The sequence below is a fragment of the Streptomyces sp. NPDC051940 genome, from assembly GCF_040680895.1.
In the GTDB taxonomy this organism is placed as follows: domain Bacteria; phylum Actinomycetota; class Actinomycetes; order Streptomycetales; family Streptomycetaceae; genus Streptomyces.
This window is the reverse complement of record NZ_JBFAXR010000034.1, coordinates 1-23,612: the sequence shown is the minus strand read 5'-3', so window position 1 is coordinate 23,612 and position 23,612 is coordinate 1. Positions and strand designations below refer to the sequence as shown.

Below are 23,612 nucleotides of genomic sequence, written 5' to 3'. Positions count from 1 at the left end.
CCCGTGAACCCGGGCCCGGCGGGCGTCAGTCGAGGAACAGCCCCCGCGAGGCGGCCCGCGCGTCGAACGCCTCGAGCCGGGCCTGGGCGTCGGGCAGCGCGTCGCACATCGCCTCCAGCAGCACCCGCCCCAGCAGCATCGGCGCGCACGCCGTGTCGAACGCGAGCCCCGTGCCGACGGCCGCGGGCAGCAGCACGTCGCAGTGCTGGGCGACCGGCGCGAACGTGCTGTCGGCGACCCCGATGATCTCCAGCCCCGCCCCGCGCGCGCACTCCAGCGCGGAGACGACCTCGCGCGGATGCCGGGGCAGCGAGAAGCACAGCAGTGCACTGGCCCCCGCCCGGGCGGCGGACTCGATCCGGTCGGTGAGCATCGAGCCGCCCTCGTCGAGCAGCCGTACGTCGGGGTGCACCTTCCCGGCGAAGTAGGCGAAGCCCCGCGCCTGCGCGGCCGCGGCGCGCAGCCCCAGCACCGGCAGCGGGCGCGAGGCGCCGAGCAGCCGCCCGGCGCGCTGCACCTGGGAGACGTCCGCCAGCGAGGCGGAGAGCCGCCGCAGGTTCTCGATCTCGGCGTGTACGGCCTGCTGGTACTCGTTGAGCCCGGCACCGGCGGCGTCGGCCGGCTCCCCGGGAAGGGCCTCCCGCAGATGCCGCCGCAGAGCGGGGTAGCCGTCGAAGCCGAGTGCCACCGCGAAGCGGGTGACCGAGGGCTGGCTCACGCCCGCCAGCTCGGCCAGCTCGACGCTGGACAGGAAGGGGGCGTCGGCGGCCCGCCTCACCATGCAGTGCGCGATCCGCCGCTGTGTCGGGGTCAGCCGGTGCCCCTCGAACAGCTTCTGCAGCCGCGCCCCGGCGTCGGTCACCACACGCTCCACGTATTCACCATGCTCAGACTCTGCATGAATCTATGCAGTCCGGCAAGAGGCACCCGCCCGGCCCAGCGAAAGGGGGGCTACCCCCACTGTGCGGGGCCCCGCCGGATCCTTACCTTGGTGGCATGACGCGGGACCCGGAGATCAAGAAGGAACTCAACGCCACCCTGCACGCGCGCAGGGAACTCGGGCCGGAGTACGAGGACGAGCTGGTGGACGGCTTCCTCGAGAAGGTGCAGGACCGGATCGACGGCAGCATCGACCAGCGGATGCGGCGCCAGGCCGCGGAACAGCAGATGGTCGTCGCACGCGGCACGGGGACGCCCGCGCGGAGCGGGGACAGCACGTACGCCGAACGCTACGGCTTCGCCACGGTGACGATGGTGCTGGCCGTTCCGCTCTCGGCGATCGGAGCGGGTACGGAGGGCCTCAGCGGCCTGCTGGTGGCGTGGGCGGGCATCGTCGGCGTCAACGCCCTGCACGTGGGCTGGCGCTGGCCGCGGCGCGCGGACCGGAAGAAGTCGGAGTCGGACTGGGACTGAGGGCTTCGCGGGGGCGCGTCGGGTGCGCCGCGCGCACCGGGTGCGCTTTGTGCGCCGGAACTGGTACGCACCCGTCACGCGGGCGCAGCACGCGGTTAACACGGCTCCGGCACATTGGGGTTTGTCGGAAGGACGACACCGACACCCGATACGGCGCCAAGGACCTCCGGAGCGGCTCCCGGACCTCCCTGGTCGCCAGGACGCGGAGGCCAGGGGCCCTGACCCCGGGCCCGCGTCCCGCGGGGACCGCCGTCGTCCCGCCCCTGGCGCGGCTGCGCCGGGGTGCGGCGGTCCCCGCCAGTACGGCTTCCGGTGCGGTCTGCGCCGGCGCCTGCGGCGCGATTCGGCGCTCCGCGCCTCAGTCCTCAAACGCCGGACGGGCTGGGAGGGCGCAGGCGCACGTCGGCGCAGCGCAGCGGAGCCGACACAGCCCCACCGGGCCACCACCGGCATCCCTCGGCGGAGCGCCAGCGGAGCCGATCGCTTCGCATCCGGACGGCGCAGCGCAGCGGAGTCGGCGCAGCCACGCCGGGTCACCGCAGGCATACCCCGGCGCAGCGCAGCGGAGCCGTTCACTGGGCGGCGCCATGGCGCCGTCCCCCCGCGCTCCGCCCGGCAAGGCCCCTTGGGGCCGCAGAATCACTTCGATCCGCACAGACAACCGCCCACCACCCCCCAGCCACAGAGCAACCGGACCACACCACCCCACAACAACAACAACAACAACTAAGCAAGCGCTCAGAAAGTGCGACCCGCGTCACAGCCCCCGACACGTGACCCCGTACATACGCCCGGGTAGCTTCCGGGGAGGATGACCCGACCCTCCCGCCTCCTGGAGCCGTGATGCCCGAAGCCGTGATTGTCTCCGCCGCCCGCTCCCCCATCGGCCGCGCCGGTAAGGGTTCACTGAAGGACATCCGTCCGGACGACCTGACGACGCAGATCGTGCAGGCCGCCCTGGCCAAGGTGCCGGGGCTGGACCCGCACGACATCGACGACCTGATGCTCGGCTGCGGCCTCCCCGGCGGCGAGCAGGGCCACAACCTGGGCCGCGTGGTCGCCGTACAGCTGGGCATGGACCACCTGCCGGGCTGCACGATCACCCGCTACTGCTCGTCCTCCCTGCAGACCACCCGCATGGCGCTGCACGCCATCAAGGCCGGCGAGGGCGACGTCTTCATCTCCGCCGGCGTCGAGACCGTCTCCCGCTTCTTCAAGGGCTCCTCGGACGGCCTGCCCGACACCCACAACCCGCTCTTCGCCGAGGCCGAGGCCCGTACGAAGACGACGGCCGAGCAGGGCGCCGACGCGTGGCACGACCCGCGCGAGGACGGCAAGGTGCCGGACGTCTACATCGCGATGGGCCAGACCGCCGAGAACCTCGCGCGGCTGAAGGGCGTCACCCGCCAGGACATGGACGAGTTCGGCGTACGGTCGCAGAACCTCGCCGAGAAGGCCATCGCCGACGGCTTCTGGGCCCGCGAGATCACCCCGGTGACCCTCCCGGACGGCACGGTCGTCACCGCCGACGACGGCCCGCGCGCGGGCGTCACGCTGGAGGGCGTGCAGGGCCTGAAGCCCGTCTTCCGCCCCGACGGCCGGGTCACGGCCGGCAACTGCTGCCCGCTGAACGACGGCGCCGCGGCGCTCGTCATCATGTCCGACACCAAGGCCCGCGAGCTGGGCCTGACGCCGCTGGCCCGGATCGTCTCGACCGGCGTCTCCGGCCTGTCCCCGGAGATCATGGGCCTCGGCCCCGTGGAGGCCAGCAAGCAGGCGCTGAAGCGCGCCGGCCTGTCGATCTCCGACATCGACCTGGTCGAGATCAACGAGGCCTTCGCCGCGCAGGTCATCCCCTCCTACCGGGACCTGGGCATCGACCTGGACAAGCTGAACGTCAACGGCGGCGCGATCGCCGTGGGCCACCCCTTCGGCATGACGGGCGCCCGCATCACGACCACGCTGATCAACAGCCTCCAGTGGCACGACAAGCAGTTCGGCCTGGAGACGATGTGCGTGGGCGGCGGCCAGGGCATGGCGATGGTCATCGAGCGCCTCAGCTGACGACCTGAGCGCCCGGGACCGGACGGCCCGCCCCGGACCCCACCCACCGGACCCGGCCCACAGGGCCCACCCGACCCACAGGCCCGACCCGCCCGACCCGCCCGACCCGTCCCGGACCGGGATTACGAACAGAACACGAATCCCGGTCCGGGACCACCGATAAGCCCAAACCCCCGACCTGGGCACACCATCCCCACCAGAATCGGACAGGACAAAAGTCCTGTCCGATTCGTGCCTTTTCGCTCTGGGGACGGACTACCCGCCTTTGGCAGGCTGAGGTAGAACATGGGGGACCCGACAGCTACAGGAGTACAGCCAGTGAGCGCCACAAACCTCGGTATCGCCGCCCTCCTGCTGATCGCGGCGACGGGTGCCGCATTCGGCGGCGCCGCCCTGCGCACGCTGCGCGGCCTGCGGCGCGAGGTCGCCGAGCTGCGCGCCGAGGTCCAGCGCGAGCCCTCGGCCACCCGCCCGCGCGGCGGCGAGGTCCCCACCCCCCGTTCCATCCCCGCGGACGAGATACGGACCGCCGTCGCCGAGGCCCTGGCCGACGAGCGGGAGCGCGAGCTCGCCGAGGCCCGCGCGTTCTGGGCCGAGCAGGAGGCCCGCGGCGACGTCGACGGCCCGCTCTTCGGCGGACTGGCCGGCGTGGGCGGCTTCGACAGCCCCGTCTTCATACCGAGCCAGACCGATCTGGCCGCCCTGGCCGGCATCGAGCCGCTGATCGACGCGGAGCTGGCGGACGCCCCGTACGCCGAGGTCCCCGAGGCGACCGACGCGGAGAGCACCGCCGAGTCCGCGGAGCTGGCGGCGGCCCGCCGCCGCCACCCCTCGCACCCGGACTTCAAGCCGCACGGCGCCCCGGCGATCGCCGACCACGAGCGCACGGTGGCCCGGCTGGAGGACCTCTCCGACCTGCGCACCCCGCTGGTCGACGTCCGCCCCGGCCCGATGGGCACGCTCGACGTGTACGTCTTCGCCGACGGCACGACCCTGTGCCTCTCCCCCGGCCACCGCGACACCGCGGAGCGCCTCGCCGGCGCCCTGCACGAGGGCACGGTGCCGGTACTGCTGGGCGGCTCGGCGGTATCGGGCGCCTTCGCGCTGACCTTCGCCTGCGGCGAGGAGAGCGTGTACGTCCTCGCGGACCGGGTCATCGCGTCTCTCTGAGGGCGAAGCCAACACGCTCCCCCGGACCTCACCCGATCCGCTCCGCGCACCGCCGTACCAGCCCGACGGCCTCCTCGGCCTCCCGCGCCGTCCCCGCATCGCCGGGGGCGGCGCGCAGTGCTTCCGCGAGGTCGTGGCCGGCGACGGCCACCTGGTCGCCCACGGCGAACAGGCCCGCGTCGGGCATGACGTGCGGCGGGCGGGCCGGGGACTCCATCCGCTGGGCGCGTGCCGTGAGTTCGCGCGCGAGCGCCAGGCCCTCGGCGGCCGCGCCCTGCCGGAGCCTGCTCTCGGGAAGTGAGCGCAACCGGTCGGCGAGCCGGTCAACGGCGGTCATCAGCGGGTTCACATCGAGCACACGGCGAGCGTAGCCCGAAGCCGGGGGCGCACTCCGCAAGACCGTACGCCCCTGATGGTTGCCAACGGCTGAATGCTCAGGCACGGTGCGTAGAAGGACTGCTTATCAAACGGCCCGGAGGCGCCGATGTCCCAACTTTCCTTCTCCGAGGAAACCCACAAGAACCTGCTCTCCCGCATCCCCCACTGCACCGGCCGCGAAGTGGCCGACTGGATGCGCACCGTCGAAGAAGGCCCCTGCTTCCTCCGCTTCGAGGAGAAGGTGAGCTGGCTTCGCCACGAACACGACCTCGCGTACGGCCACGCCAAAGCGATCATCCACGAGTACGACATGAGGCGGGCCGCGCGCCGGCTGCTCTAGAGCAGGCTGGGAAGCGCCCCCCGGAAGGACGGGATACGACGAAGGACCCGGCTCCGGGGCCGTAAGGCCTCGGGACCGGGTCCTCGCTATTGCCGCCGCGGACGCGGCGGCATCTTCACGTCAGTCGCTGCTCTGCAGCAGATAGACCAGGCGCAGCAGCTCGGTGTAGATCCAGACCAGGGTCAGGGTCAGACCGAAGGCCGCCAGCCAGGACTCCTCACGCGGGGCGCCGTAGGCGATGCCGTCCTCGACCTGCTTGAAGTCCAGGGCCAGGAACAGCGCGCCGATCAGCACACCGATGATGCCGAACACGATGCCCAGGCCGCCGCTGCGGAAGCCGAGGCCGTCGCCGCCGCCGATGACGGCGAACAGCAGGTTCACGGCGGTCAGCAGGATGAAGCCGATCGCCGCGGCCAGCACGAAGCGCTGGAAGCGGGCGTTGACGCGGATGATCCGCGTCTTGTAGGCCACCAGCACGCCGACGAACACCGCGATGGTGCCCAGCACGGCCTGCATCGGGGCGCCTTCGGCCGCCTCGTTGTAGAGGCTGCTGATCGCGCCGAGGAAGAGGCCCTCGAGCGCGGCGTAGGTCAGGATCAGCGCCGGCACGGGCTTGCGCTTGAAGGACTGCACGAGCGCCAGGACCATCGCGACCAGACCGGCGACGATGGCGATGCCCAGCGGCAGCTCCATGATCCACGCGGCGGCGGCGCCGACGATCACCAGGCCGAGCGTCATGCCGGTGCGGCTGACGACGTCGTCCATCGTCATCCGGGTGCCGGCGGGGGCGGCGTACGGCGCCCAGTCACCCTGCTGCTGGCCGGCGGGGGCCGGGGCGTAGGGGTTGCTGGCGTACGGGTTGGCGGACGGCTGCTGCGCGTACGGGTTGCCGGCTGTGGTGACCCCGGGGCCCCCGGCCTGCGGCTGCGTGCCGAAGCCCGCTGCGCCGCCGTCGCGGCTGAACCCACGTCGCGAGAAGACCGGGTTGCTGCTCCTCATCTCACTCCTCCATGGCCGCTGTGCGGCCCGAATCCGAGTACTGACGACAAGAGTAATGGTTAGGCAAAGGTAAAGCGCCAGCCCCAAGGCGGATCTTTACCTAAGGGTTCTCCCTGATATGCGGCCAAACCGAGATACTCGGGCAATCCGACCACACTGCGCACTCCGGGTGATAGGCCGATTACCCCCGATACCAACGTCTATGGGGTTCGTTGCGAGATTGGACCGGGCGGCACCCGCCTGACGTGCAGTGAGAGGACAAAAGGATGAATGCGAAGAAGGCTGCGGCAGCATCGGCACTGGCCGCCCTCGTCGTGGGCATGACCGCCACCGCCGCCGGCGCGACCCCGGTGCCCGAGGCCCCGATGGCTCCGGTCTCGGGAATGGACGAGGCGTCCCTCCCGGTGATGGACCACCACGGTGCGGCCCTGCCCGGCATCGCCGGCGGCCTGCCGACGGCCCAGCTGGACGACGCCAAGAGCAAGTCCGGCGGCGCGGCCGACCTGGTCCGCCGCACGGCGCAGAGCGCGGGCAAGACCGTCCGCGAGGTCGCCCAGGGCGCCGGCGGCACGGTCCGCTCGCTGGGCGACTCGGCCCGCGGCGTCTTCTGAGGACCCGCCTGTACGGGGCGGGCCGCCGGCATTCCCGAGCGCCGGCGGCCCGCCCCGTGGCATGCCGGGCGCCGGTGCCGGACGTACGCGAAGCCGGGGGGCGCGACAGGCCGGATCCTAGGAGAAGGTGCTCACGGCGCTCCCGGACACCCGGAAGATCTCACTAGGACCCGGCCATCCCCCAGCCCCCGGGGGGTGCGGCGAGGGGTGCCCGGAGCCGGACTTGAACCGGCACGGCCCGAAGGCCAGCGACTTTTAAGGTCGCCGTGTCTGCTTTCCACCATCCGGGCATACCCTCGGTCGCGGCAAGACGATCCGTACGCTGCGCGTACGGTTCACCCCTGGCGCGTAACCAGACTATCCGCGAACAGGGTTCGAACTGGGCACCGTCGGACTGATGTTGGCTTGTTTTCACGGCTTGTCAGGCTGTATCGGAGCCATACGGGAAACCGGGTGATGCCGGGGGCCCGGTCATACCCTGGGATGACCTCGCGCACCCTGCGTACCTCCTAAGGCTGCCCCGGATACGGGAACCTGGTCTGATCCCAGGAGGCGGGCGGAACGGGAGCATGGACGGGACCGAAAAGAAACCCCGCCGCCCCGACAGGAGCCCGCCGCCGTGACCACGATGACCCCCGGCGTTCCCGCCGCCGCCCCTTCCGCAGGCCGGCCCGCCCCGGCCGCCGTCGCCACGGACCTGACGAAGGTCTACGGCGCCGGCGAGACCCAGGTGGTCGCGCTCGACTCGGTGTCCGTGGCGTTCGCCCGCGGTGAGTTCACCGCGATCATGGGGCCGTCCGGCTCCGGCAAGTCGACGCTCATGCACTGCATGGCCGGGCTCGACACGGTGTCCGCCGGCTCCGCCCGGATCGGGGAGACGGAGTTGACGGGGCTGAAGGACAAGCACCTCACGCGGCTGCGCCGCGACAAGATCGGCTTCATCTTCCAGGCGTTCAACCTGCTGCCGACGCTCAACGCGATCGAGAACATCACGCTGCCCATGGACATCGCGGGCCGCAAGGCGGACCAGGACTGGCTCGGGAAGGTCGTGGACACGGTCGGCCTCGCGGACCGCCTCAAGCACCGCCCGAGCCAGCTGTCGGGCGGCCAGCAGCAACGCGTCGCGGTCGCCCGGGCGCTCGCGGCCCGGCCGGAGATCATCTTCGCGGACGAGCCGACGGGCAACCTCGACTCCCGGTCGGGGGCGGAGGTCCTCGGCTTCCTCCGCAACTCCGTGCGGGGGCTGGGGCAGACGGTCGTCATGGTCACGCACGATCCCGTCGCCGCGTCGTACGCGGACCGGGTGGTGTTCCTCGCGGACGGGCGGATCGTGGATGAGCTGCGGTCGCCTACGGCGGACGCGGTGCTGGATCGGATGAAGCGCTTCGACGCGAAGGGCCGCGTCGTCTGACGCGGCCGTTCTTCGGGTGACCCCGTGGTCGGCTCCCGCCGTGGTGGGGCTGCGCCCCCGGGCCCCGGGGTGGTGCTGCGGTCGCGCTGCAAGCGTGCGGTGCCGCTGGCGCCTGCGGCGCGATTCGGCGCTTCGCGCCTCAGTCCTCAAACGCCGGACGGGCTGAGGGGGTGCTGCGGTCCCGCTGCAAACGTGCCGTGCCGCTGGCGCCTGCGGCGCGATTCGGCGCTGCGCGCCTCAGTCCTCAAACGCCGGACGGGCTGAGGGGGTGCTGCGGTCCCGCTGCAAACGTCCGGTGCCGCTGGCGCCTGCGGCGCGGTTCGGCGCTGCGCGCCTCAGTCCTCAAACGCCGGACGGGCTGGAGTGGCGCTGCGGTCACGCCGCGAAGGGGCGCTTTGCCGGCGGAGCGCAGCGGAGCCGGTGCGGCCCCGCCGGGTCAGCATCGGTGTCCCTCGGCGGAGCGCAGCGGAGCCGTTCGCTACGCATCAGCCGGCGGAGCGCAGCGGAGCCGCACAACTCCGTATCCGGCGGAGCGCCAGCGGAGCCGTTCGCTGGGCGGCGCCTTGGCGCCGTCCCCCCGCGCTCCGCCCGGCAAGGCCCCTTGGGGCCGCAGAAGCACTTCGAATCAGAACGACAACCGTCCACCACCCCCTCACCACAGGGCAACCGACCGACAACCCGCCACCCGAACCACCACGGTCACCGACCGACAGCCCGCCGCCCAAACCACCCCGGTCACCACCCGACAACCGCCCGCCCGCATCGCCGGGCGAGCCCGCACCCCCAGGCGCCGGCGTCAGGCAAGGCAGCCCGTAACGGGTGGCGTGTGGGTGGGGGCAATCCCGCGCCGAAGGCGCGGGCGGCGCCGGCCACCCAACGCACACCGACCACCCCACCCACCCACCAAACCCGGGAAGAAAGATGCTCCGTACCGCGCTGCGCAACGTACTAGCGCACAAGGCCCGCCTCCTGATGACGGTCCTCGCCGTCCTCCTCGGCGTCGCCTTCGTCGCCGGCACGCTGGTGTTCACCTCGACCGTCTCCGACGCGTACACCAAGAGCGCCGAGAAGGGCTACGACCACGTCGACGTCCAGCTGCGGCCGGACGACGACGCCGACGAGGGGCGGCCGGGGCGGGCGCCCGCGCTCACGCAGGGGTTGCTGGACGAGGCGGCCGCGCTGCCCGGTGCCGAGCACGCGACCGGTGTGGTCTCGGGGTTCGCGGCGCTGGCCGACAAGAAGGGCAAGCTCATCGGGCAGGGGTGGTCGACCACCGGCGCCAACTACTACGGCACCGACGACGCCCGCTACCCGATGAAGGAGGGCGAGGCGCCCGACACCGCGGGTGAGATCGCCATCGACGCCAAGACCGCCGACCGCGCCGGCTACGAGGTCGGCGACACCGCGCGGATGTCCGTGGACGGGCCCGTGCGGGAGGAGCGGATCACCGGCATCTTCACCACCGACGACGGCAACGTCGCCGCGGGCGGCACGCTGGTCCTGTTCGACACGAAGACCGCGCAGAAGCTCTTCGCCGCGCCCGGCGAGTACAGCTCCATCGAGCTCTCCGCCAAGGAGGGCACGTCCCAGGCGCAGCTCAAGGCGCAGGCCCAGCGGATCCTGCCGGCCGAGGCGGAGGCCCAGACCGGGCAGAAGCTCGCGGACGACCAGGCCGAGGCGATCAAGAACGGCACCAGCAACCTCCGTACGGCGATGCTGGTCTTCGCCGCCATCTCCCTCTTCGTCGGCATCTTCCTGATCGCCAACACCTTCACGATGCTCGTCGCCCAGCGCACCAAGGAGCTCGCCCTGCTGCGCGCGGTCGGTGCGAGCCGGCGTCAGGTCACGCGGTCGGTGCTGATCGAGGCGTTCGCCGTCGGTGCCCTCGCCTCCCTGGTGGGCCTGGGCGGCGGCGTGGGCATCGGGGCGGCGCTGCGGTCCGCGATGTCCGGGCTCGGCACCACCGTGCCGGACGGGCCCCTGGTCATCTCGCCGTCGACCGTGCTGATCTCGCTGGTCGTCGGCACCGTGGTCACCGTGCTGGCCGCCTGGCTGCCGGCCCGCCGCGCGGCGAAGATCCCGCCGGTGGCGGCGATGAGCAGCGTGCACGCGGCGGCCACCACCAAGAGCCTGGTCGTGCGCAACACCATCGGCTCGCTGCTGGCCGGTTCGGGCGGCGCCCTGGTCATCGCCGCGACCGGCATGGACGACGGCAAGGCCCCGATGGGGCTCGGCGCCGCGCTGCTGCTGATCGGCGTCTTCGTGCTCACCCCGCTGCTGTCCCGTCCGGTGATCGCGCTGGCCGCCCCCGTACTGCGGGTCTTCGGGGTGTCGGGCACGCTCGCCCGGCAGAACGCGGTGCGCAACCCGCGCCGTACCTCGGCGACGGCCTCGGCGCTGATGATCGGCCTGACCCTGGTCACCGGGCTGACGGTGATCGGCGGCAGCATGGCGAACGCGATCGACAAGATGGCCACCGACGCCATGAAGGCCGACTACCAGATCCGTATGACAGGCGGCTCCGGCACCCTCTCCCCCGAGGTCGAGCAGCAGGTCCGCACGCTGGACGGCGTGACCGCGAGCAGCCCGCTGCGCAACGTGCCGGTGCGGATCGACGGCGACGACGAGTACCTCACGGGTCTGAGCGGCAAGGACGCGCCCGAGCTGATCGACTTCGAGTTCACGGCGGGCTCGTTCGCCGGACTGACCGGCGGCAACGCGATCGTCGACAAGGACACCGCCGCCGACAAGGGCTGGAAGCTGGGCGACAGCATCCCGGTGACGTGGCAGGACGGCCAGCAGGGCGACCTGAGGATCTCGGGCATCTACCAGGGCAACGAGATGGTCCGCGGGATCATGGTGGACACCGCCGCCGTCGATTCGCACCTGGACCGGCCGACCGATATGGCGATCTTCGTCAAGACGGCGGACGGCGTGAGCGACGCGACGAAGGACTCGCTGGAGAAGGCCCTCGGCAGCAACCCGGCGATCCAGGTGATGGACAAGCAGGACGTCTCCGACAGCATCGCCGGCTTCTTCAACATGATGCTGAACATCCTCTACGGCCTGCTCGGCATGGCGGTCGTCGTCGCCGTGCTCGGCGTCATCAACACGCTGGCCATGTCCGTCTTCGAGCGCTCGCAGGAGATCGGGATGCTGCGGGCGGTGGGCCTGGACCGCCGGGGTGTGAAGCGGATGGTCCGGCTGGAGTCGCTGACCATCTCGCTCTTCGGCGGCGTGCTGGGCATCGGCCTGGGCGTCTTCCTCGGCTGGGCCGTGGGCGAGCTGATCATCAACTCCGGCCTGTCGACGTACTCCCACGTCCTGCCGTGGGGCCGGCTGGCGCTCTTCCTGACCCTGGCCGGACTGGTCGGCGTGATCGCCGCACTGTGGCCGGCCCGCCGGGCGGCGCGGCTGAACATGCTGAGCGCGATCAAGAGCGAGTAGAGAGACCGATCACGAGCGAGTAGGCAGACCGATCAAGAGCGAGTAGAGGAGACCGATCGGCACAGAGGGCCGGACCCCCGCGAAGGGGTCCGGCCCTCAACGGCTCACGAGCCCGCGCAGTAGCTCATCAGCCGGTCGTGGTTCGCCTTGTACTGCGCGTACAGGGTCGAGTTCTCGATCTTCAGCAGCGTCTCGTCGTTGGCCCGCAGCGCCGGATAGCTGTAGTTGTGGCTGCCGGTGAAGACCAGCTGCCGGTTCGCGGTTCCGTTGTAGGTGCCGTCGACGAGGAAGTACTTCGAGTGCAGGCCGGCGTTGGCCTGACCGGTGCGCACCTCGTTGCACTGCACCCGGGTGGTGAGCTTGCCCGAGATGATCGACTCGACCGAGTCGCTCATCGAGGCCGGGTCGGAGGCGTCATGGGCGAGGTACACCTTGCACCCGGCGTTCACCATCGACACGAGCTTGGACGCCACCTCGTCGCGGGTGAAGAGGTTGGCGGCCATGCGGATCTCGGTGCCCGAGGCGCAGCTGACGTTGTCGAGGATCAGCTTGACCGTGTCCGTCGCAGCGTTGTTGTTGTACTCCGTTCCCGACTGCTCCTGGCGCGGGAAGAAGTACGTCTTGTACGGGCCGGTCGCGGACTCGGGCGTCTGGTAGTACGTGTTCAGCCCGGACGCCGCGGTGCCGTACTTGAGCTGGTCGTTCCAGTACGTGTTGTAGATGGCGTACAGCCCGGAGTCGACGATCGTGACCGCGTTGTTGAACAGGTCCGTGCGCTGGATGCCCGTCTGGTTGGCGGAGGACTGCACCACCACGTTGCTCGTCCCGTTCGTGCTGGAGAACGTGAAGAACTTGTTGTGGTTGATCGGCCCGTCGCTGTCGCTCGGCAGATAGCGGGCGCCGATGCAGGCCCGCGACGACGGGCAGCGCAGCACCCAGGAGGACTGGGCGCGGTCGGTGCCCAGGCCGGACACCAGCCGGGTGTACTCGGCGCCGGTGCCGACGGAGCTCTGGTAGTCGACGATGACCTTGACGCTGACGCCGCGGCCCTTGGCGGCCACCAGTGCGTCGGTCATCACGTTGTCCGTCCAGGAGAACATCGACACCTTGATCGAGCTGCCCGCGGCGGCCCCGTTCACCAGTCCGACGATGTGGTCGCGGATGCGGTCCTGGTCGGCGGTGCTCCCGCCCGGGTCGTTGAACACGGCCGTCGTGGTGACCGCCTGGATCTGGGCATCGTCGGCGAGGGCGGGCGTGCCCGTGCCGGAGACGATGAGGCCCGTTGCTGCCGCGAGGCCGAGAAGCCATCTGCTGCGGCTGCGCATGGGAAACTCCCCCTTGGGTTGGCATATTCATGACACTCCGTGCCACAAAGAGACGGGGTGCCGCGAACTCGCCGCGACACCCCGCCCGTTGAGCCCGAAGGTCTCGAACGTACCTCCGTCACCTCGAACACATCAACGCTTCATGCGTTATCCCCACGTTCTCGGCCGGAGCTTCACCCCGGAGACACCGGAGCCCGGGGTCCGCACCGCGAGGATCTGGTTCACGCCGATGCGGTTGCGTTCGAACGACAGCGCCGAGGCGGCCATGTACAGCCGCCAGACCCGGGCCCGCCCGGGGGACGAAGCGGCCACCGCCGCCTCCCAGTCCGCCTCCAGATTGCGCACCCAGGCGCGCAGGGTCAGCGCGTAGTGCTCGCGCAGCACCTCCACGTCGCGGGCCTCGAACCCGGCCCGCTCCAGGGCGGCGAGGGTCTCGCCGAGCGGCGCCAGCTCGCCGTCGGGGAAGACGTACGCGTCGATGAACTCGTCGACGTGGTACGCGTCCTCCTGCCGCAGCGGACGCCGGGAGATCTGGTGGTTGAGCAGCCGGCCGCCGGGGCGCAGCAGCCCGTACAGCTGCGCGGCATAGCGCGCGTACGCGGCGGAGCCGACGTGCTCGGCCATGCCGATGGACGAGATCGCGTCGTACGGACCGTCCTCCACGCTCCGGTAGTCCTGCACCCGGATCTCGATCCGGTCGGTGAGCCCGGCCTCGGCGATGCGCTTGCGGGCGTAACCGGCCTGCTCCGCGGAGAGCGTGATGCCGACGGCCTGCACGCCGTACTCACGGGCGGCGTGGAGCACCATCGAGCCCCAGCCGCAGCCGACGTCCAGCAGCCGGTCACCCTCCGCGAGTCCGAGCTTGCGGCAGATCAGGTCGATCTTGTCCCGCTGGGCCCCCTCCAGGGTGCCGCCCGGCTCCCAGTAGGCGCAGGAGTAGACCATGCTCGGGCCCAGGACCTGCTCGTAGAAGTCGTTGCCCACGTCGTAGTGGTGGCTGATCGCCGCCCGGTCCCGGCGCAGGGTGTGCAGCGCGCCGCGGCGCCTGCGCACCTCCTCGCGGGGCGGCCGGGGCGGCGGCCAGGGGCCGGCGAGGGTGGCGAGTCTGCGCGCGGCGCTCCTTATGGCCGGGTCCCAGAGCCGGCGCCGCTCGGCGTCCTCACCCTGGTCCCAGATCATCCCGGACATCAGTCCGAGCGCCTCGTACAGATCCCCCTCGACGTCGATCTCCCCCGCCACCCAGGCCCGGGCCAGGCCCAGTTCTCCGGGCCGCCACAGGAAGCGGCGCAGAGCGCGCGGCGTCCGTACGACGAGGACCGGCCCCCCGGAAGGACCGCTCTCGCTGCCGTCCCAGGCCCTGATTCGCAGGGGCGGCGGGGCCCCGGTCAGTTGCTCGGCGATCTCGGACAGCCGCAGCGCGGCGTCGGCCATGGCACACCTCCGATACGCGGAAGGGATGGGGTGTTCCCCCCATCCCTAACACCGCGGAGGTGTTCGCGCAGTCCCTGCGGGGGGTGTCGGGCGGCGGTTCACCGGGCTGGCGTCGCGGCCGCCGACCGATCCAGACAATCGTCTTAGACAAACGTCTTGTACGTGCGTATAGATCGGGGGTATGGTCCGTCTCGTCGGAACACGGCCGACGCAGCCGAAACCCAGCGGACCGCAAAGGGGAAAGACCATGGCACACACCCGCCACGAACTCCGTATCGACGGACGCGCGCTCTCCTACGTCGACTTCGGGGGCGACGGGACGCCGCTCGTCGCCCTCCACGGCCATATGTCGGAGGGCGCGTCCTTCGCGCAGGTCGCCGGGGCCCTCGGGGACGGCTACCGGGTCATCGCCCCGGACCAGCGGGGGCACGGCGACTCCGACCGGGCGGCCGAGTACGGCCGCGAGGGGTATCTGTCGGACGTCCTCGCGCTGCTCGACCACCTGGGCCTGGAGCGGGTCGTGCTCCTCGGGCACTCGCTCGGCGGCATCAACGCCTACCAGTTCGCCGCCCGGCACCCGGAGCGGGTGAGCGCCCTGGTCGACATCGACGGGTGCGCGGAGATACCCGACGGACCGACGCCGCTGGCCTTCGTGCTCGGCTTCCCGGTCACCGCGCCGACGCGGGAGGAGCTGCTGGCCGGTCTCGGGCCGGCCGCGCCGGTGCTGGCCGGGGTGCTGCGGGAGAACGCCGACGGGACCTGGCGGCTGCCCTTCCACCCGCGGGACATGGTCGACTCCGAGGGCCTGGTCCACGGTGACCACTGGGCGGACTGGACGGGCTCGGACTGCCCGGCGCTGCTGATCCGCGGCACGAAGGGCGTCGTACCGCAGGCGCAGGCCGCGGAGATGATCGCGCGGCGCCCGGGGGCGCGGCTGGTCGAGTTCGACACCGACCACTTCGTGTACGCGGCGGAGCCGGCCGGGGTCGCGGCGGCGGTCCGGGAGTTCCTGGCGCGGTGAGGGAACACCGCGAACGCCGACGGGCGCCCTCTCCCACGGATGAGAGGGCGCCCGTCGGCGTACGACCGTTGCGGGTCAGGAGGCCTTCGCCGGCTCCTTGGCCTGCGCGGCGGGGGCGGGCTCCGCCGACTTGGCCTGGGCGGCGGCCGTCACCGGCGCCGCGGCCTCGTAGAACTCGTCGCGCGGGGACTCGATGGCGCCCAGCGAGACGACCTCGCGCTTGAGGAACATGGCGAGGGTCCAGTCGGCCAGCACCCGGATCTTCCGGTTGAAGGTCGGCACCGCCATGCCGTGGTAGCCGCGGTGCATGTACCAGGCGAGGCGGCCCTTCAGCTTCAGCTTCATCTTGCCGAGGTTGATCATGGCCACGCCCTTGTGCAGGCCGAGACCCGCGACGGCGCCCTTGTTCTTGTGCTTGTACTCCCGCTGCGGGAAGCCGCGCATCTCGGACACCACGTTGTCGCCGAGGACCTTGGCCTGGCGCAGCGCGTGCTGGGCGTTCGGCGGGCACCAGGCGCCCTCGCCGACGGCGAGGTCCGGCACCTGGGCGTTGTCGCCGGCGGCCCAGACGCCGTCCATGCCCTGCACCTGCAGGGTGGGGGTGGTGTCCACGTGGCCGCGCGGGCCGAGCGGCAGGCCGTACTCCTTCAGGACCGGGTTCGGCTTGACGCCGGCGGTCCACACCAGGGTGTTGGAGTCGACCTCGAGGCCGTTCTTCAGCACGACGTGGCCGTCGACGCAGGACTCCAGGGAGGTGCCGAGGTAGACCTCGATACCGCGCTGCTGGAGGTGGCGCAGGCCCCACTTGCCGAGCTCCGGGCCGACCTCGGGGAGGATCTTGTCGGCGGCGTCGACGAGGACGAAGCGCATGTCGTCGCGGCTGATCGAGGGGTAGTACTTGGCCGCGTCGCGGGCCAGGTCCTCGACCTCGCCTATGGTCTCCGCGCCGGCGAAGCCGCCGCCGACGAAGACGAAGGTGAGGGCCTTGCGCCGGATGTCCGGGTCGGTGGTCGACTCGGCCTTGTCCAGCTGCTCGAGGACGTGGTTGCGCAGGCCGATGGCCTCCTCGACGCCCTTCATACCGATGCCCACCTCGGCCAGGCCGGGGACGGGGAAAGTACGGGAGACGGCGCCGAGCGCGACGACGAGGTAGTCGAAGGGCACCTCGTACGCCTCGCCGACCAGCGGCTCGACGCGGGCGACCTTGCGGTCCTGGTCGATGGAGGTGACCCGTCCGGTGAGCACCTCGGCGCCGGGCAGCACCCGGCGCAGCGGCACCACGACGTGGCGGGGGGAGATGCTGCCGGCGGCAGCTTCGGGGAGGAAGGGCTGGTACGTCATGTACGAGCGGGGGTCGACGACCGTCACGGTCGCCTCGCCGTAGCGCATCTTCTTGAGGATGCGGCGGGCCGCGTACAGGCCGACGTAACCGCCGCCTACTACGAGGATCCTGGGACGCTCCGTGGTGCTCATGCAATCGAGTATCCAGCACCCTCCCGGGCCTCGCTCGTGAGGGGGTTCACAAGGTTGCCCCGGGGTGGTGCTACACTTCGCGGCCGCGTTTTCGGCGGCCGACCTCGGTACCTGGGCGGTCGCCCGCCCTGCCTCGTTGACCAGGGATTTCCCCAGGGGTGCGACGGGGTGTGTCGGCGACACGAACGCCATGTTGCACCCCTGTGACCTCACGGGCTCAGCTGTCGGCCCGCAGGGCCGCCAACTGCAGGGTTTCTCATGTGAAAGACTTCACAAACTTTCTGGCGCGCCCCGCCCGCGCGACGCCGCCCGGGGGTGCGATCCGGGCATTCCGGGCGTACGCGGGACTCCGCCGGGACATGCGCTGAACGCCACCGGCGGGTTCCGCGACCGAAGAGATTCTGGGGCTTCGCCCCAGACCCCGTGGGAGCAGTGTGGTTGCGTCGGAGGGACGGGTGCGGCTCAGCACCGAACCGCGCCGGAGGCGCTCCGCACGCGGAACTGGTCGTCGCCACCGGCGACTCGGCCACCAGCGGACTCCTCGTCGTCCACCGCGACGTGGTCGCCCCCGGCCAAGCGGGTGACTGGGCCGCCGGACTGCTGGGCGGCGGCTGCCCGGCCACGGGCTCCGGCGTCCCCGGCGACGACGGCGGCATCCCCGGCGGCGTCGTGGTGGAGCTGACCTGGAGCTGCCGGGTCGAGGCGCTCGATCTGGGGGCGCTGCTGGAGCAGGGCGGGCTGGACCGGGTCGTCGTCGAGTTCGACGGCGCCACCGCCGACGCCGACGCGGCCCGTCCCCTGGTCGACGCCGCGGGGGCGCACGCCGCGCCGTCGTTCCCCTGGGACCGTGCGATCGCCGCGCTCGTCCTCGCCGCGGTCCTCGGCCACGCCGGCTGGCTGCTGCGCGGGCACCGCTCCCGCCTCGCCCGCGTGACGCGTACCCTGCGCGGCCGGCGGCCGAAGCTGGCCACCGCGGGTGTGGTGGCACTCGCCTGCCTCGCCCCCCAGCCGGCCCTCGCCGACACCCCGGAGGCGGCCGCCGCCGTCACCGTCGCGGGCACCGTGTTCGCGGACGCGGACGGCGACGGGAAGCGGGACGCCGGTGAGGCGCCGCTGCCGGGCGTCGACGTCACGGACGGCGCGGTGTGGGCCACCACCGGCCCGGACGGTTCGTACACGCTGGCCGTCGACCCGCAGCGGCGCGAGACGGACCTCGTCAGCGTCGTCTCCCCGGACGGCTACACGCCCGTCCTGCGCGACGACTACATCCCCGAGTACTTCCACCCGGTGCCCGAGACCGGCGCCGCGGGCGTCGACTTCGCCCTCGTACCCGACGAGCACGCCGCGGACCCCACGGAGACGTGGGTGATGAACTCCGACACCGAGGTCGGCAACCGCACCGACGACGAGGCCCGGCGGGCGCTGCCCGCCTGGACCGGCCAGGTCGAGGCGATGTCCGAGGTCGACGGCGCGACCATGCAGATCGCCACGGGCGATCTGACGGTGACCGACTACGCCGGTGAGCCGCGTCGGCAGGGCGGCTACGACCTCTTCCGCAAGGGTCTGCGCGAGGGCCGCCTCGGCCACCCCTTCTACCCGGTGATGGGCAACCACGACTTCGGCGGCACGGCGACGTCCAAGGGCTACGCGGGCAGCCTGGAGTACTGGCGCCGCAACCTCGGACCCGAGTGGTACAGCTTCGACCGGGGCGGACGCCACATCGTCGTACTGGAGAACAACTACGACGCGAGCGGCCTGGCGCCGCAGCTGGAGTGGCTGCGGCGCGATCTCGCCCGGCACGCGGCGGGCAGGCAGGTGTTCGTGTTCGTGCACCGCTCGCTGTTCACCCAGTGGGGCCCCGGCGCGGGCATGCAGCCGATCGTCGACGAGCTGGCGAAGTACGACGTGCGGATGGTCGCCGCCGGGCACAACCAGCAGGCGGAGTTCCGCCGCGGCGCCTTCCGGCGCTCCGTTGAGATCAACAACCAGGGCACCTACGGCATCGACGGCGCCCGCCCCGACTACAAGGTTTTGGACTTCACCGCCATCACCGACGACCCGGCCACGGACCGCGACGAGGACACCGGCCATGTGACCGGCGTCCACCGCCAGTTCGACGTCGACGACGACGCGGCGCTCGTCAGCCCCGCCCAGGGCAGCCTGCACGGCGCACGCGCCGGCGTGCCCGTCGAGGTGTACGCGGAGGACGACGGCCGTACACCGGCGAGGGCCGAGCTGACGGTACGGGAGGACCGCGGCCGTACCGTGCGGCGGGAGACCCTGCGGTTCGGGGAGAGCGGTGCCCGGCCCGGCTCGGAGGGCGAGAGCGACACCCTGCCCGGCGTCGAGAACTGCTACACCCCGCCCGGCGGCACACCCGAGCCGTGCCCCGCGGCCCGCACCTCCTGGACCCGGGCGAGCAGCCGGCTGCACGGGCTGCGGCCCGGCGAGTACACCGCCGAGACCAGGACGTACGACACCAGGGGCCGCTCCTGGGCGGTGACCGGGCACACCTTCACCGTCGTGGCCGAGCTGCCGGCGCCGCGCACCGGCCAGGACTGGCTGCGGCAGGGCGGCGACGAGAGCGGGCGCTCGGCGAGCGGTGACGAGCCGGGCGCGCGGCTGGGGCTGACGTGGGCGCGCAACACCGGTGAGCAGTTCAACCTCAACGGCTCGGTGATCGCGGACGGCCGGCTGATCGTCTCGTCCCGCGCCTTCGACTCGCCGTACAGCATGATGCTCGCGTACGACGTGAAGTCCGGCCGCGAGCTGTGGCGGACCTATCTGGACGGCGACGCCGAGTCGGCGCCCACGCTGCACGGCGGGCGGGTGTACCTGACCACCGGCGTCGGCCGCGTGTACGCCCTGGACCCCGCCGACGGGCACGTCGTCTGGGAGCGGATCGACCGCGAGGAGCAGCACGGCGACACGGTGCGGCGCTACGGCCGGGCCGGCGGCCCGGTCAGCGTCTTCGACGTGGCCGGGGCGGACCGTACCGTCGCCGTCTACCAGGACTGGAGCCGGGTGCGCTGCCGGGACGCGAAGACCGGCGAGGCGCTGCCCGGCGGCTTCGGGGCGGCGGCGGCCTGGGGCCAGTTCCACAGCGTGGCGGTGCGTGAGCCCGGGTCGGACACGGCGTACCTGCACTCGGGGTCCGGCAACACGGTGATCGCGATGGACCTGGCGACCTGCGCCCAGCTCTGGGTGAAGGACACCGGCGGCGACATCGACAGCCACTCCTCGCCGCTGCTCACCCCGAACGGCCTCGTGACCTTCACCGCGAGCGGCGTCCGCGGACACGACGCCCGCACGGGCGCGGTGACCTGGGAGTCCAAGGTGGGCGGCGGCAGCACCTGCGAGCCCGGCAGGGCGCCGCTGACCAGCCCGGCGGGCTGGGGCACCGTCGCCTACGTGGCGGGGCGCGACGGCGTCGTCCGCGCGTACGACACCGCGGCGGCGGATCCGTCGAAGCCGGTGTGGGAGACGCGGGTGGGTCATCTGCCGGGCGAGTCCCCGCTGGACGACAAGTGGCGGGTCGCGGCGGGCTGTACGGCGGGCGCGGGCTCGCCGACGATGCACCCGCTGGCCACCCGGTCCCTGCTGTACGTGGGGACCTGGGACGGCCGGCTGCTCGTCCTGGACCGTACGACCGGCCGCGAGCGGGCGTCGTACGACCTGGGCGCGGGCGTCGCGTCGGCGCCGGCGGTGAGCGGGGACCGGATCTTCGCCCTCACGGACGACGGCACGGTGCACGCGCTGGCCGGCCGCGCGGGCTGAGTCCCCGCGCGGATGTCCCCGGTCCCGCGGTGCTCCGCGGGACCGGGGCACGCGCTACGCCTCTTCGGCCGCCGCGTAGGCGATGCCGTCGAGGATGTCGTGCTCGCTGACCACGACCTCCCGGGCGCCGGTGCGCTCCATGATGCCCAGCAGGACGAGGGTGCCGGCCGCGATCACGTCGACCCGCCCCGGGTGCATCACGGGGATCGCCGCGCGCTCGTCGTGGGTGGAGGCCAGCAGACGGTCCGCGATCGCCCGCACCTCGTCCAGGGAGACGCGGCTGTGGTGGATGGCCGCGGAGTCGTACTCCGGCAGGTCCAGGGCGATGCCGGCGACGGTCGTGACGGAGCCGGCCAGGCCGACGAGGGTCTTCGCCTCCTGCAGCGGGACGGCCGCGGCGGCCTGGTCGAGCGCCGCCTCGATGTCGGCCTTCGCGGCGGCGACCTGGGCGTCGGTCGGCGGGTCCGAGAAGTGGTGGCGCTCGGTGAGGCGGACACAGCCGACGTCCACCGAGCGGGCGGCGCGGACGTGGTCGTCGCCAACCACGAACTCCGTCGATCCGCCGCCGATGTCGACGACCAGGTAGGGGCGTTCGAACTGACCGGTGAGCTCTTTGGTGGCGCCGGTGAAGGAGAACTCCGCCTCCTGGTCGCCGGTGATCACTTCCGGCTCCACGCCCAGGATGTCCACGACCCCGCGTACGAAGTCGTCGCGGTTCTCCGCGTCGCGGGAGGCGGAGGTCGCCACGAAGCGGACGCGCTCGGCGCCCAGGTCCCGGATCACCCCGGCGTACTCGCGGCACGCCTCGAAGGTCCGCTCCAGGGCCTCGGGCGCGAGCCGGCCCGTACGGTCCACGCCCTGGCCCAGACGGACGATCCGCATCCGGCGGTCGAGGTCCTTCAGCCCGCCCGTCGCCGGGTCCACGTCCGCGACCAGCAGGCGGATGGAGTTCGTACCGCAGTCGATGGCGGCGACACGGGTCACTTCGCGTCCTCCCCCGGGGTCACGCACGGGCCCTTGCGCCACCACTCCGGCAGCATCGCGATGGCCTCGTCGCCCAGCGGGTTCACGCCCGGGCCGGCGGCCAGGGAGTGCGCCACCAGCACGTGCAGGCACTTCACCCGGTCCGGCATGCCGCCGGCGCTCGGGAAGCCCTGCAGCACCCCCAGCTCGTCACGGCGGGCGATGTAGTCCTCGTGGGCCTTGCGGTAGGCCGCCGCCAGCTCCTCGTCCTCGGCGAGCCGGGCGGTCATCTCCCGCATGACCCCGTTCGCCTCCAGCGTGCCGATGGCGGAGTTCGCCCGGGGGCAGGTCAGGTAGTACAGCGTCGGGAACGGGGTGCCGTCCGGCAGCCGGGGGGCGGTCTCCACCACGTCCGGGTTGCCGCACGGGCACCGGTGCGCGACGGCCTGGGTGCCGCGCGGGGTACGGCCGAGCTGCTCGCGTACGGCGGCGAGGTCCGCCTCGGTGGGCGGGGTGTGCGGGGTGGCGGGCGGGGGTGTTTCCATGCGTCCGATCCTCTCAGAGGGCGGGCGGGGGTGCGGCCGCGGCTGTGCCGGTACGCCGTGCTGCGCCGGCTCGCGGGCGGGTCCGCGCTCCGGTCACCGGCCGCGGTCGGCCGTGTCCACGCCGTCCATGAGGTTGTCGTACCAGGGGCGGTCCGCGGCGCCGTCGCCGTCGCGGTCCGGTTCGGCGTCCGGGGAGCCGTCGCGGACGGTGTAGCCGGTCTCGCCCGGCAGCACGTAGTGCAGGCGCTCGCGGGCCTGCCGCCGCAGATACGCCTCGTCCTGCCAGCGGACCTTCTCGTCCTTCAGCTTCTCCACGCGCTCCGCGGCCCGCTCCTTCTCCGCGCGCTGCTCGGCGATCTCGGCGCGCTGCGACACGTACTGGCGCATCGGGTACGCCAGGGCGACGATCAGCGAGCAGACGACGAGGGCGAGCAGGGCGGCTCTGCCGGTGAGCTTGCTCCGCCTCACCGGGCGGGCCCGGTAGACGCGCTCGGACACCCGTACGACTGCCTGCTCGCCGAGCAGGCGGAGTCGGGTGGTGGTGGAGAAGCGTTCCTTGGGAGGCATCGCCCTAACGGTAATGCGCCGCACAGGTGCACGAGGTGCACCTGCCCGAAACGGCGCGCTCAGTGGCCTGGCCCCGCCGCGCCTGGCGGGGCTCGATGGTGGTCCAGTACCGCTGCGGGGGCTTCGCCCCCGAACCCCCACCGCGGCCTGCGGCCGCATCGCGCCTGCGGCGCTCGTCCTCAAACGCCGGACGGGCTCGGATCGTGGTCCGGTTCCGCTGCGGGGGCTCCGCCCCCGAACCCCCATGTCGGCGCTACGCGCCATCCGGCCTCAAACGCCGGCCGGGCTGAAATGCCCACCACCGCATCACAGGGGACCTGCCCGAGGGGACGCCGCCTTCCCGGACTGCGCCTGGTCGCCTTCGGCGGGCTGTGTGGGCGGTGCGGAACGCAATCCCAGCCCGTCCGGCGTCTGAGGACTGAGGCGCGAAGCGCCGAAACGCGCCGCAGGCGCCAGCGGGACCGGACGCATGCAGCGTGACTGGCACCAATCCCAGCCCGTCCGGCGTCTGAGGACGAGGCGCGCAGCGCCGACCGCGTCAGCCGGCGCGAGGCGACCTTCAGCCCGTCCGGCGTTTGAGGACTGAGGCGCGCAGCGCCGAACCGCGCCGCAGGCGCCGGCGGGGCCGGAGCATTGCGGCGTGAGCGCACGCCTCGCAGCCCGTCCGGCGTTTGAGG

The 23,612-nt window shown here is 72.3% G+C and carries 18 protein-coding genes and 1 tRNA gene; 9 read left to right on the top strand and 10 right to left on the bottom strand.

The genetic code is table 11. The annotated features are described in order from the left end of the window. Nucleotides 1-25: 25 nt before the first annotated feature. Nucleotides 26-862, bottom strand: a complete 837-nt coding sequence (locus AB0M28_RS15955; RefSeq protein WP_365404156.1) for a MurR/RpiR family transcriptional regulator — start codon at nt 860-862, stop codon at nt 26-28. Nucleotides 863-996: 134 nt separating this feature from the next. On the opposite strand from AB0M28_RS15955, the gene AB0M28_RS15950 reads away from it, so the two are divergent. The 3 genes from AB0M28_RS15950 (at nt 997) to AB0M28_RS15940 (ending at nt 4,647) form a co-directional block, all read left to right on the top strand. Continuing rightward, the gene (locus AB0M28_RS15950; RefSeq protein ID WP_365404049.1) at nt 997-1,413 is read left to right on the top strand and encodes a hypothetical protein; all 417 of its coding nucleotides are present in this window, start codon (nt 997-999) and stop codon (nt 1,411-1,413) included. An 843-nt stretch (nt 1,414-2,256) separates the two neighbouring features. Continuing rightward, the gene (locus AB0M28_RS15945) at nt 2,257-3,477 is read left to right on the top strand and encodes an acetyl-CoA C-acetyltransferase (RefSeq protein WP_365404048.1); all 1,221 of its coding nucleotides are present in this window, start codon (nt 2,257-2,259) and stop codon (nt 3,475-3,477) included. Nucleotides 3,478-3,795: 318 nt separating this feature from the next. Then, nucleotides 3,796-4,647 carry a hypothetical protein gene (locus AB0M28_RS15940; protein WP_365404045.1) on the top strand — a complete coding sequence of 284 codons (852 nt, stop codon included), beginning with the start codon at nt 3,796-3,798 and terminating at the stop codon, nt 4,645-4,647. A gap of 28 nt (nt 4,648-4,675) precedes the next feature. Here AB0M28_RS15940 and AB0M28_RS15935 read toward each other — a convergent pair whose 3' ends face one another. Beyond that, nucleotides 4,676-5,005 carry a hypothetical protein gene (locus tag AB0M28_RS15935; RefSeq protein ID WP_365404042.1) on the bottom strand — a complete coding sequence of 110 codons (330 nt, stop codon included), beginning with the start codon at nt 5,003-5,005 and terminating at the stop codon, nt 4,676-4,678. Between the two features lie 126 nt (nt 5,006-5,131). On the opposite strand from AB0M28_RS15935, the gene AB0M28_RS15930 reads away from it, so the two are divergent. Beyond that, entirely contained in the window at nt 5,132-5,365 is a 234-nt protein-coding gene (locus AB0M28_RS15930; protein WP_365404040.1) for a DUF4287 domain-containing protein, read from the top strand. A 120-nt stretch (nt 5,366-5,485) separates the two neighbouring features. Here the strand turns inward: AB0M28_RS15930 and AB0M28_RS15925 are convergent, their stop codons facing one another. Then, nucleotides 5,486-6,364 (bottom strand): Bax inhibitor-1/YccA family protein, encoded by an 879-nt coding sequence (locus AB0M28_RS15925; protein WP_365404037.1) that lies wholly within the window; start codon nt 6,362-6,364, stop codon nt 5,486-5,488. Nucleotides 6,365-6,630: 266 nt separating this feature from the next. On the opposite strand from AB0M28_RS15925, the gene AB0M28_RS15920 reads away from it, so the two are divergent. Further along, entirely contained in the window at nt 6,631-6,975 is a 345-nt protein-coding gene (locus AB0M28_RS15920; protein WP_365404036.1) for a hypothetical protein, read from the top strand. Nucleotides 6,976-7,183: 208 nt separating this feature from the next. Here the strand turns inward: AB0M28_RS15920 and AB0M28_RS15915 are convergent. After that, nucleotides 7,184-7,265, bottom strand: a tRNA-Leu gene (locus tag AB0M28_RS15915). Nucleotides 7,266-7,603: 338 nt separating this feature from the next. Here AB0M28_RS15915 and AB0M28_RS15910 point away from each other — a divergent pair. Then, nucleotides 7,604-8,386, top strand: coding sequence for an ABC transporter ATP-binding protein (locus tag AB0M28_RS15910; RefSeq protein ID WP_365404153.1), 783 nt, complete (start codon nt 7,604-7,606; stop codon nt 8,384-8,386). A gap of 921 nt (nt 8,387-9,307) precedes the next feature. Continuing rightward, complete coding sequence (locus AB0M28_RS15905; protein WP_365404033.1) at nt 9,308-11,833, top strand: FtsX-like permease family protein; 2,526 nt, start codon at nt 9,308-9,310, stop codon at nt 11,831-11,833. A 104-nt stretch (nt 11,834-11,937) separates the two neighbouring features. Here AB0M28_RS15905 and AB0M28_RS15900 read toward each other — a convergent pair whose 3' ends face one another. Next, on the bottom strand, nt 11,938-13,158 hold the full coding sequence (locus AB0M28_RS15900) for a phospholipase D-like domain-containing protein (protein ID WP_365404030.1): 1,221 nt from the start codon (nt 13,156-13,158) through the stop codon (nt 11,938-11,940). Nucleotides 13,159-13,305: 147 nt separating this feature from the next. Beyond that, the gene (locus AB0M28_RS15895) at nt 13,306-14,589 is read right to left on the bottom strand and encodes a cyclopropane-fatty-acyl-phospholipid synthase family protein (protein ID WP_365404027.1); all 1,284 of its coding nucleotides are present in this window, start codon (nt 14,587-14,589) and stop codon (nt 13,306-13,308) included. A gap of 247 nt (nt 14,590-14,836) precedes the next feature. On the opposite strand from AB0M28_RS15895, the gene AB0M28_RS15890 reads away from it, so the two are divergent. Next, nucleotides 14,837-15,610 (top strand): alpha/beta hydrolase, encoded by a 774-nt coding sequence (locus AB0M28_RS15890; protein ID WP_365404024.1) that lies wholly within the window; start codon nt 14,837-14,839, stop codon nt 15,608-15,610. Between the two features lie 75 nt (nt 15,611-15,685). On the opposite strand, the gene AB0M28_RS15885 is transcribed toward AB0M28_RS15890, so the two are convergent. Next, nucleotides 15,686-17,083, bottom strand: a complete 1,398-nt coding sequence (locus tag AB0M28_RS15885) for an NAD(P)/FAD-dependent oxidoreductase (RefSeq protein ID WP_365404021.1) — start codon at nt 17,081-17,083, stop codon at nt 15,686-15,688. A gap of 438 nt (nt 17,084-17,521) precedes the next feature. On the opposite strand from AB0M28_RS15885, the gene AB0M28_RS15880 reads away from it, so the two are divergent. Next, nucleotides 17,522-20,860 carry a PQQ-binding-like beta-propeller repeat protein gene (locus tag AB0M28_RS15880; RefSeq protein WP_365404018.1) on the top strand — a complete coding sequence of 1,113 codons (3,339 nt, stop codon included), beginning with the start codon at nt 17,522-17,524 and terminating at the stop codon, nt 20,858-20,860. A 54-nt stretch (nt 20,861-20,914) separates the two neighbouring features. On the opposite strand, the gene AB0M28_RS15875 is transcribed toward AB0M28_RS15880, so the two are convergent. The 3 genes from AB0M28_RS15875 to AB0M28_RS15865 all read right to left on the bottom strand — a co-directional run bounded on the left by AB0M28_RS15875 (nt 20,915) and on the right by AB0M28_RS15865 (nt 22,935). Then, the gene (locus AB0M28_RS15875) at nt 20,915-21,844 is read right to left on the bottom strand and encodes a Ppx/GppA phosphatase family protein (protein WP_365404016.1); all 930 of its coding nucleotides are present in this window, start codon (nt 21,842-21,844) and stop codon (nt 20,915-20,917) included. After that, nucleotides 21,841-22,368, bottom strand: coding sequence for a DUF501 domain-containing protein (locus AB0M28_RS15870; RefSeq protein WP_365404013.1), 528 nt, complete (start codon nt 22,366-22,368; stop codon nt 21,841-21,843). The genes AB0M28_RS15875 and AB0M28_RS15870 overlap by 4 nt, the downstream gene beginning before the upstream one ends. 93 nt (nt 22,369-22,461) lie before the next feature. After that, nucleotides 22,462-22,935 carry a septum formation initiator family protein gene (locus AB0M28_RS15865; protein ID WP_365404011.1) on the bottom strand — a complete coding sequence of 158 codons (474 nt, stop codon included), beginning with the start codon at nt 22,933-22,935 and terminating at the stop codon, nt 22,462-22,464. Nucleotides 22,936-23,612: the final 677 nt, after the last annotated feature.

Coding starts and splice junctions, on each gene's coding strand:
- AB0M28_RS15950 (WP_365404049.1), top strand. CDS start 997: ATGACGCGGGACCCGGAGATCAAGAAGGAACTCAACGCCACCCTGCAC.
- AB0M28_RS15945 (WP_365404048.1), top strand. CDS start 2,257: ATGCCCGAAGCCGTGATTGTCTCCGCCGCCCGCTCCCCCATCGGCCGC.
- AB0M28_RS15930 (WP_365404040.1), top strand. CDS start 5,132: ATGTCCCAACTTTCCTTCTCCGAGGAAACCCACAAGAACCTGCTCTCC.
- AB0M28_RS15925 (WP_365404037.1), bottom strand. CDS start 6,364: ATGAGGAGCAGCAACCCGGTCTTCTCGCGACGTGGGTTCAGCCGCGAC.
- AB0M28_RS15920 (WP_365404036.1), top strand. CDS start 6,631: ATGAATGCGAAGAAGGCTGCGGCAGCATCGGCACTGGCCGCCCTCGTC.
- AB0M28_RS15910 (WP_365404153.1), top strand. CDS start 7,604: ATGACCCCCGGCGTTCCCGCCGCCGCCCCTTCCGCAGGCCGGCCCGCC.
- AB0M28_RS15905 (WP_365404033.1), top strand. CDS start 9,308: ATGCTCCGTACCGCGCTGCGCAACGTACTAGCGCACAAGGCCCGCCTC.
- AB0M28_RS15900 (WP_365404030.1), bottom strand. CDS start 13,158: ATGCGCAGCCGCAGCAGATGGCTTCTCGGCCTCGCGGCAGCAACGGGC.
- AB0M28_RS15895 (WP_365404027.1), bottom strand. CDS start 14,589: ATGGCCGACGCCGCGCTGCGGCTGTCCGAGATCGCCGAGCAACTGACC.
- AB0M28_RS15890 (WP_365404024.1), top strand. CDS start 14,837: ATGGCACACACCCGCCACGAACTCCGTATCGACGGACGCGCGCTCTCC.
- AB0M28_RS15885 (WP_365404021.1), bottom strand. CDS start 17,083: ATGAGCACCACGGAGCGTCCCAGGATCCTCGTAGTAGGCGGCGGTTAC.
- AB0M28_RS15870 (WP_365404013.1), bottom strand. CDS start 22,368: ATGGAAACACCCCCGCCCGCCACCCCGCACACCCCGCCCACCGAGGCG.
- AB0M28_RS15865 (WP_365404011.1), bottom strand. CDS start 22,935: ATGCCTCCCAAGGAACGCTTCTCCACCACCACCCGACTCCGCCTGCTC.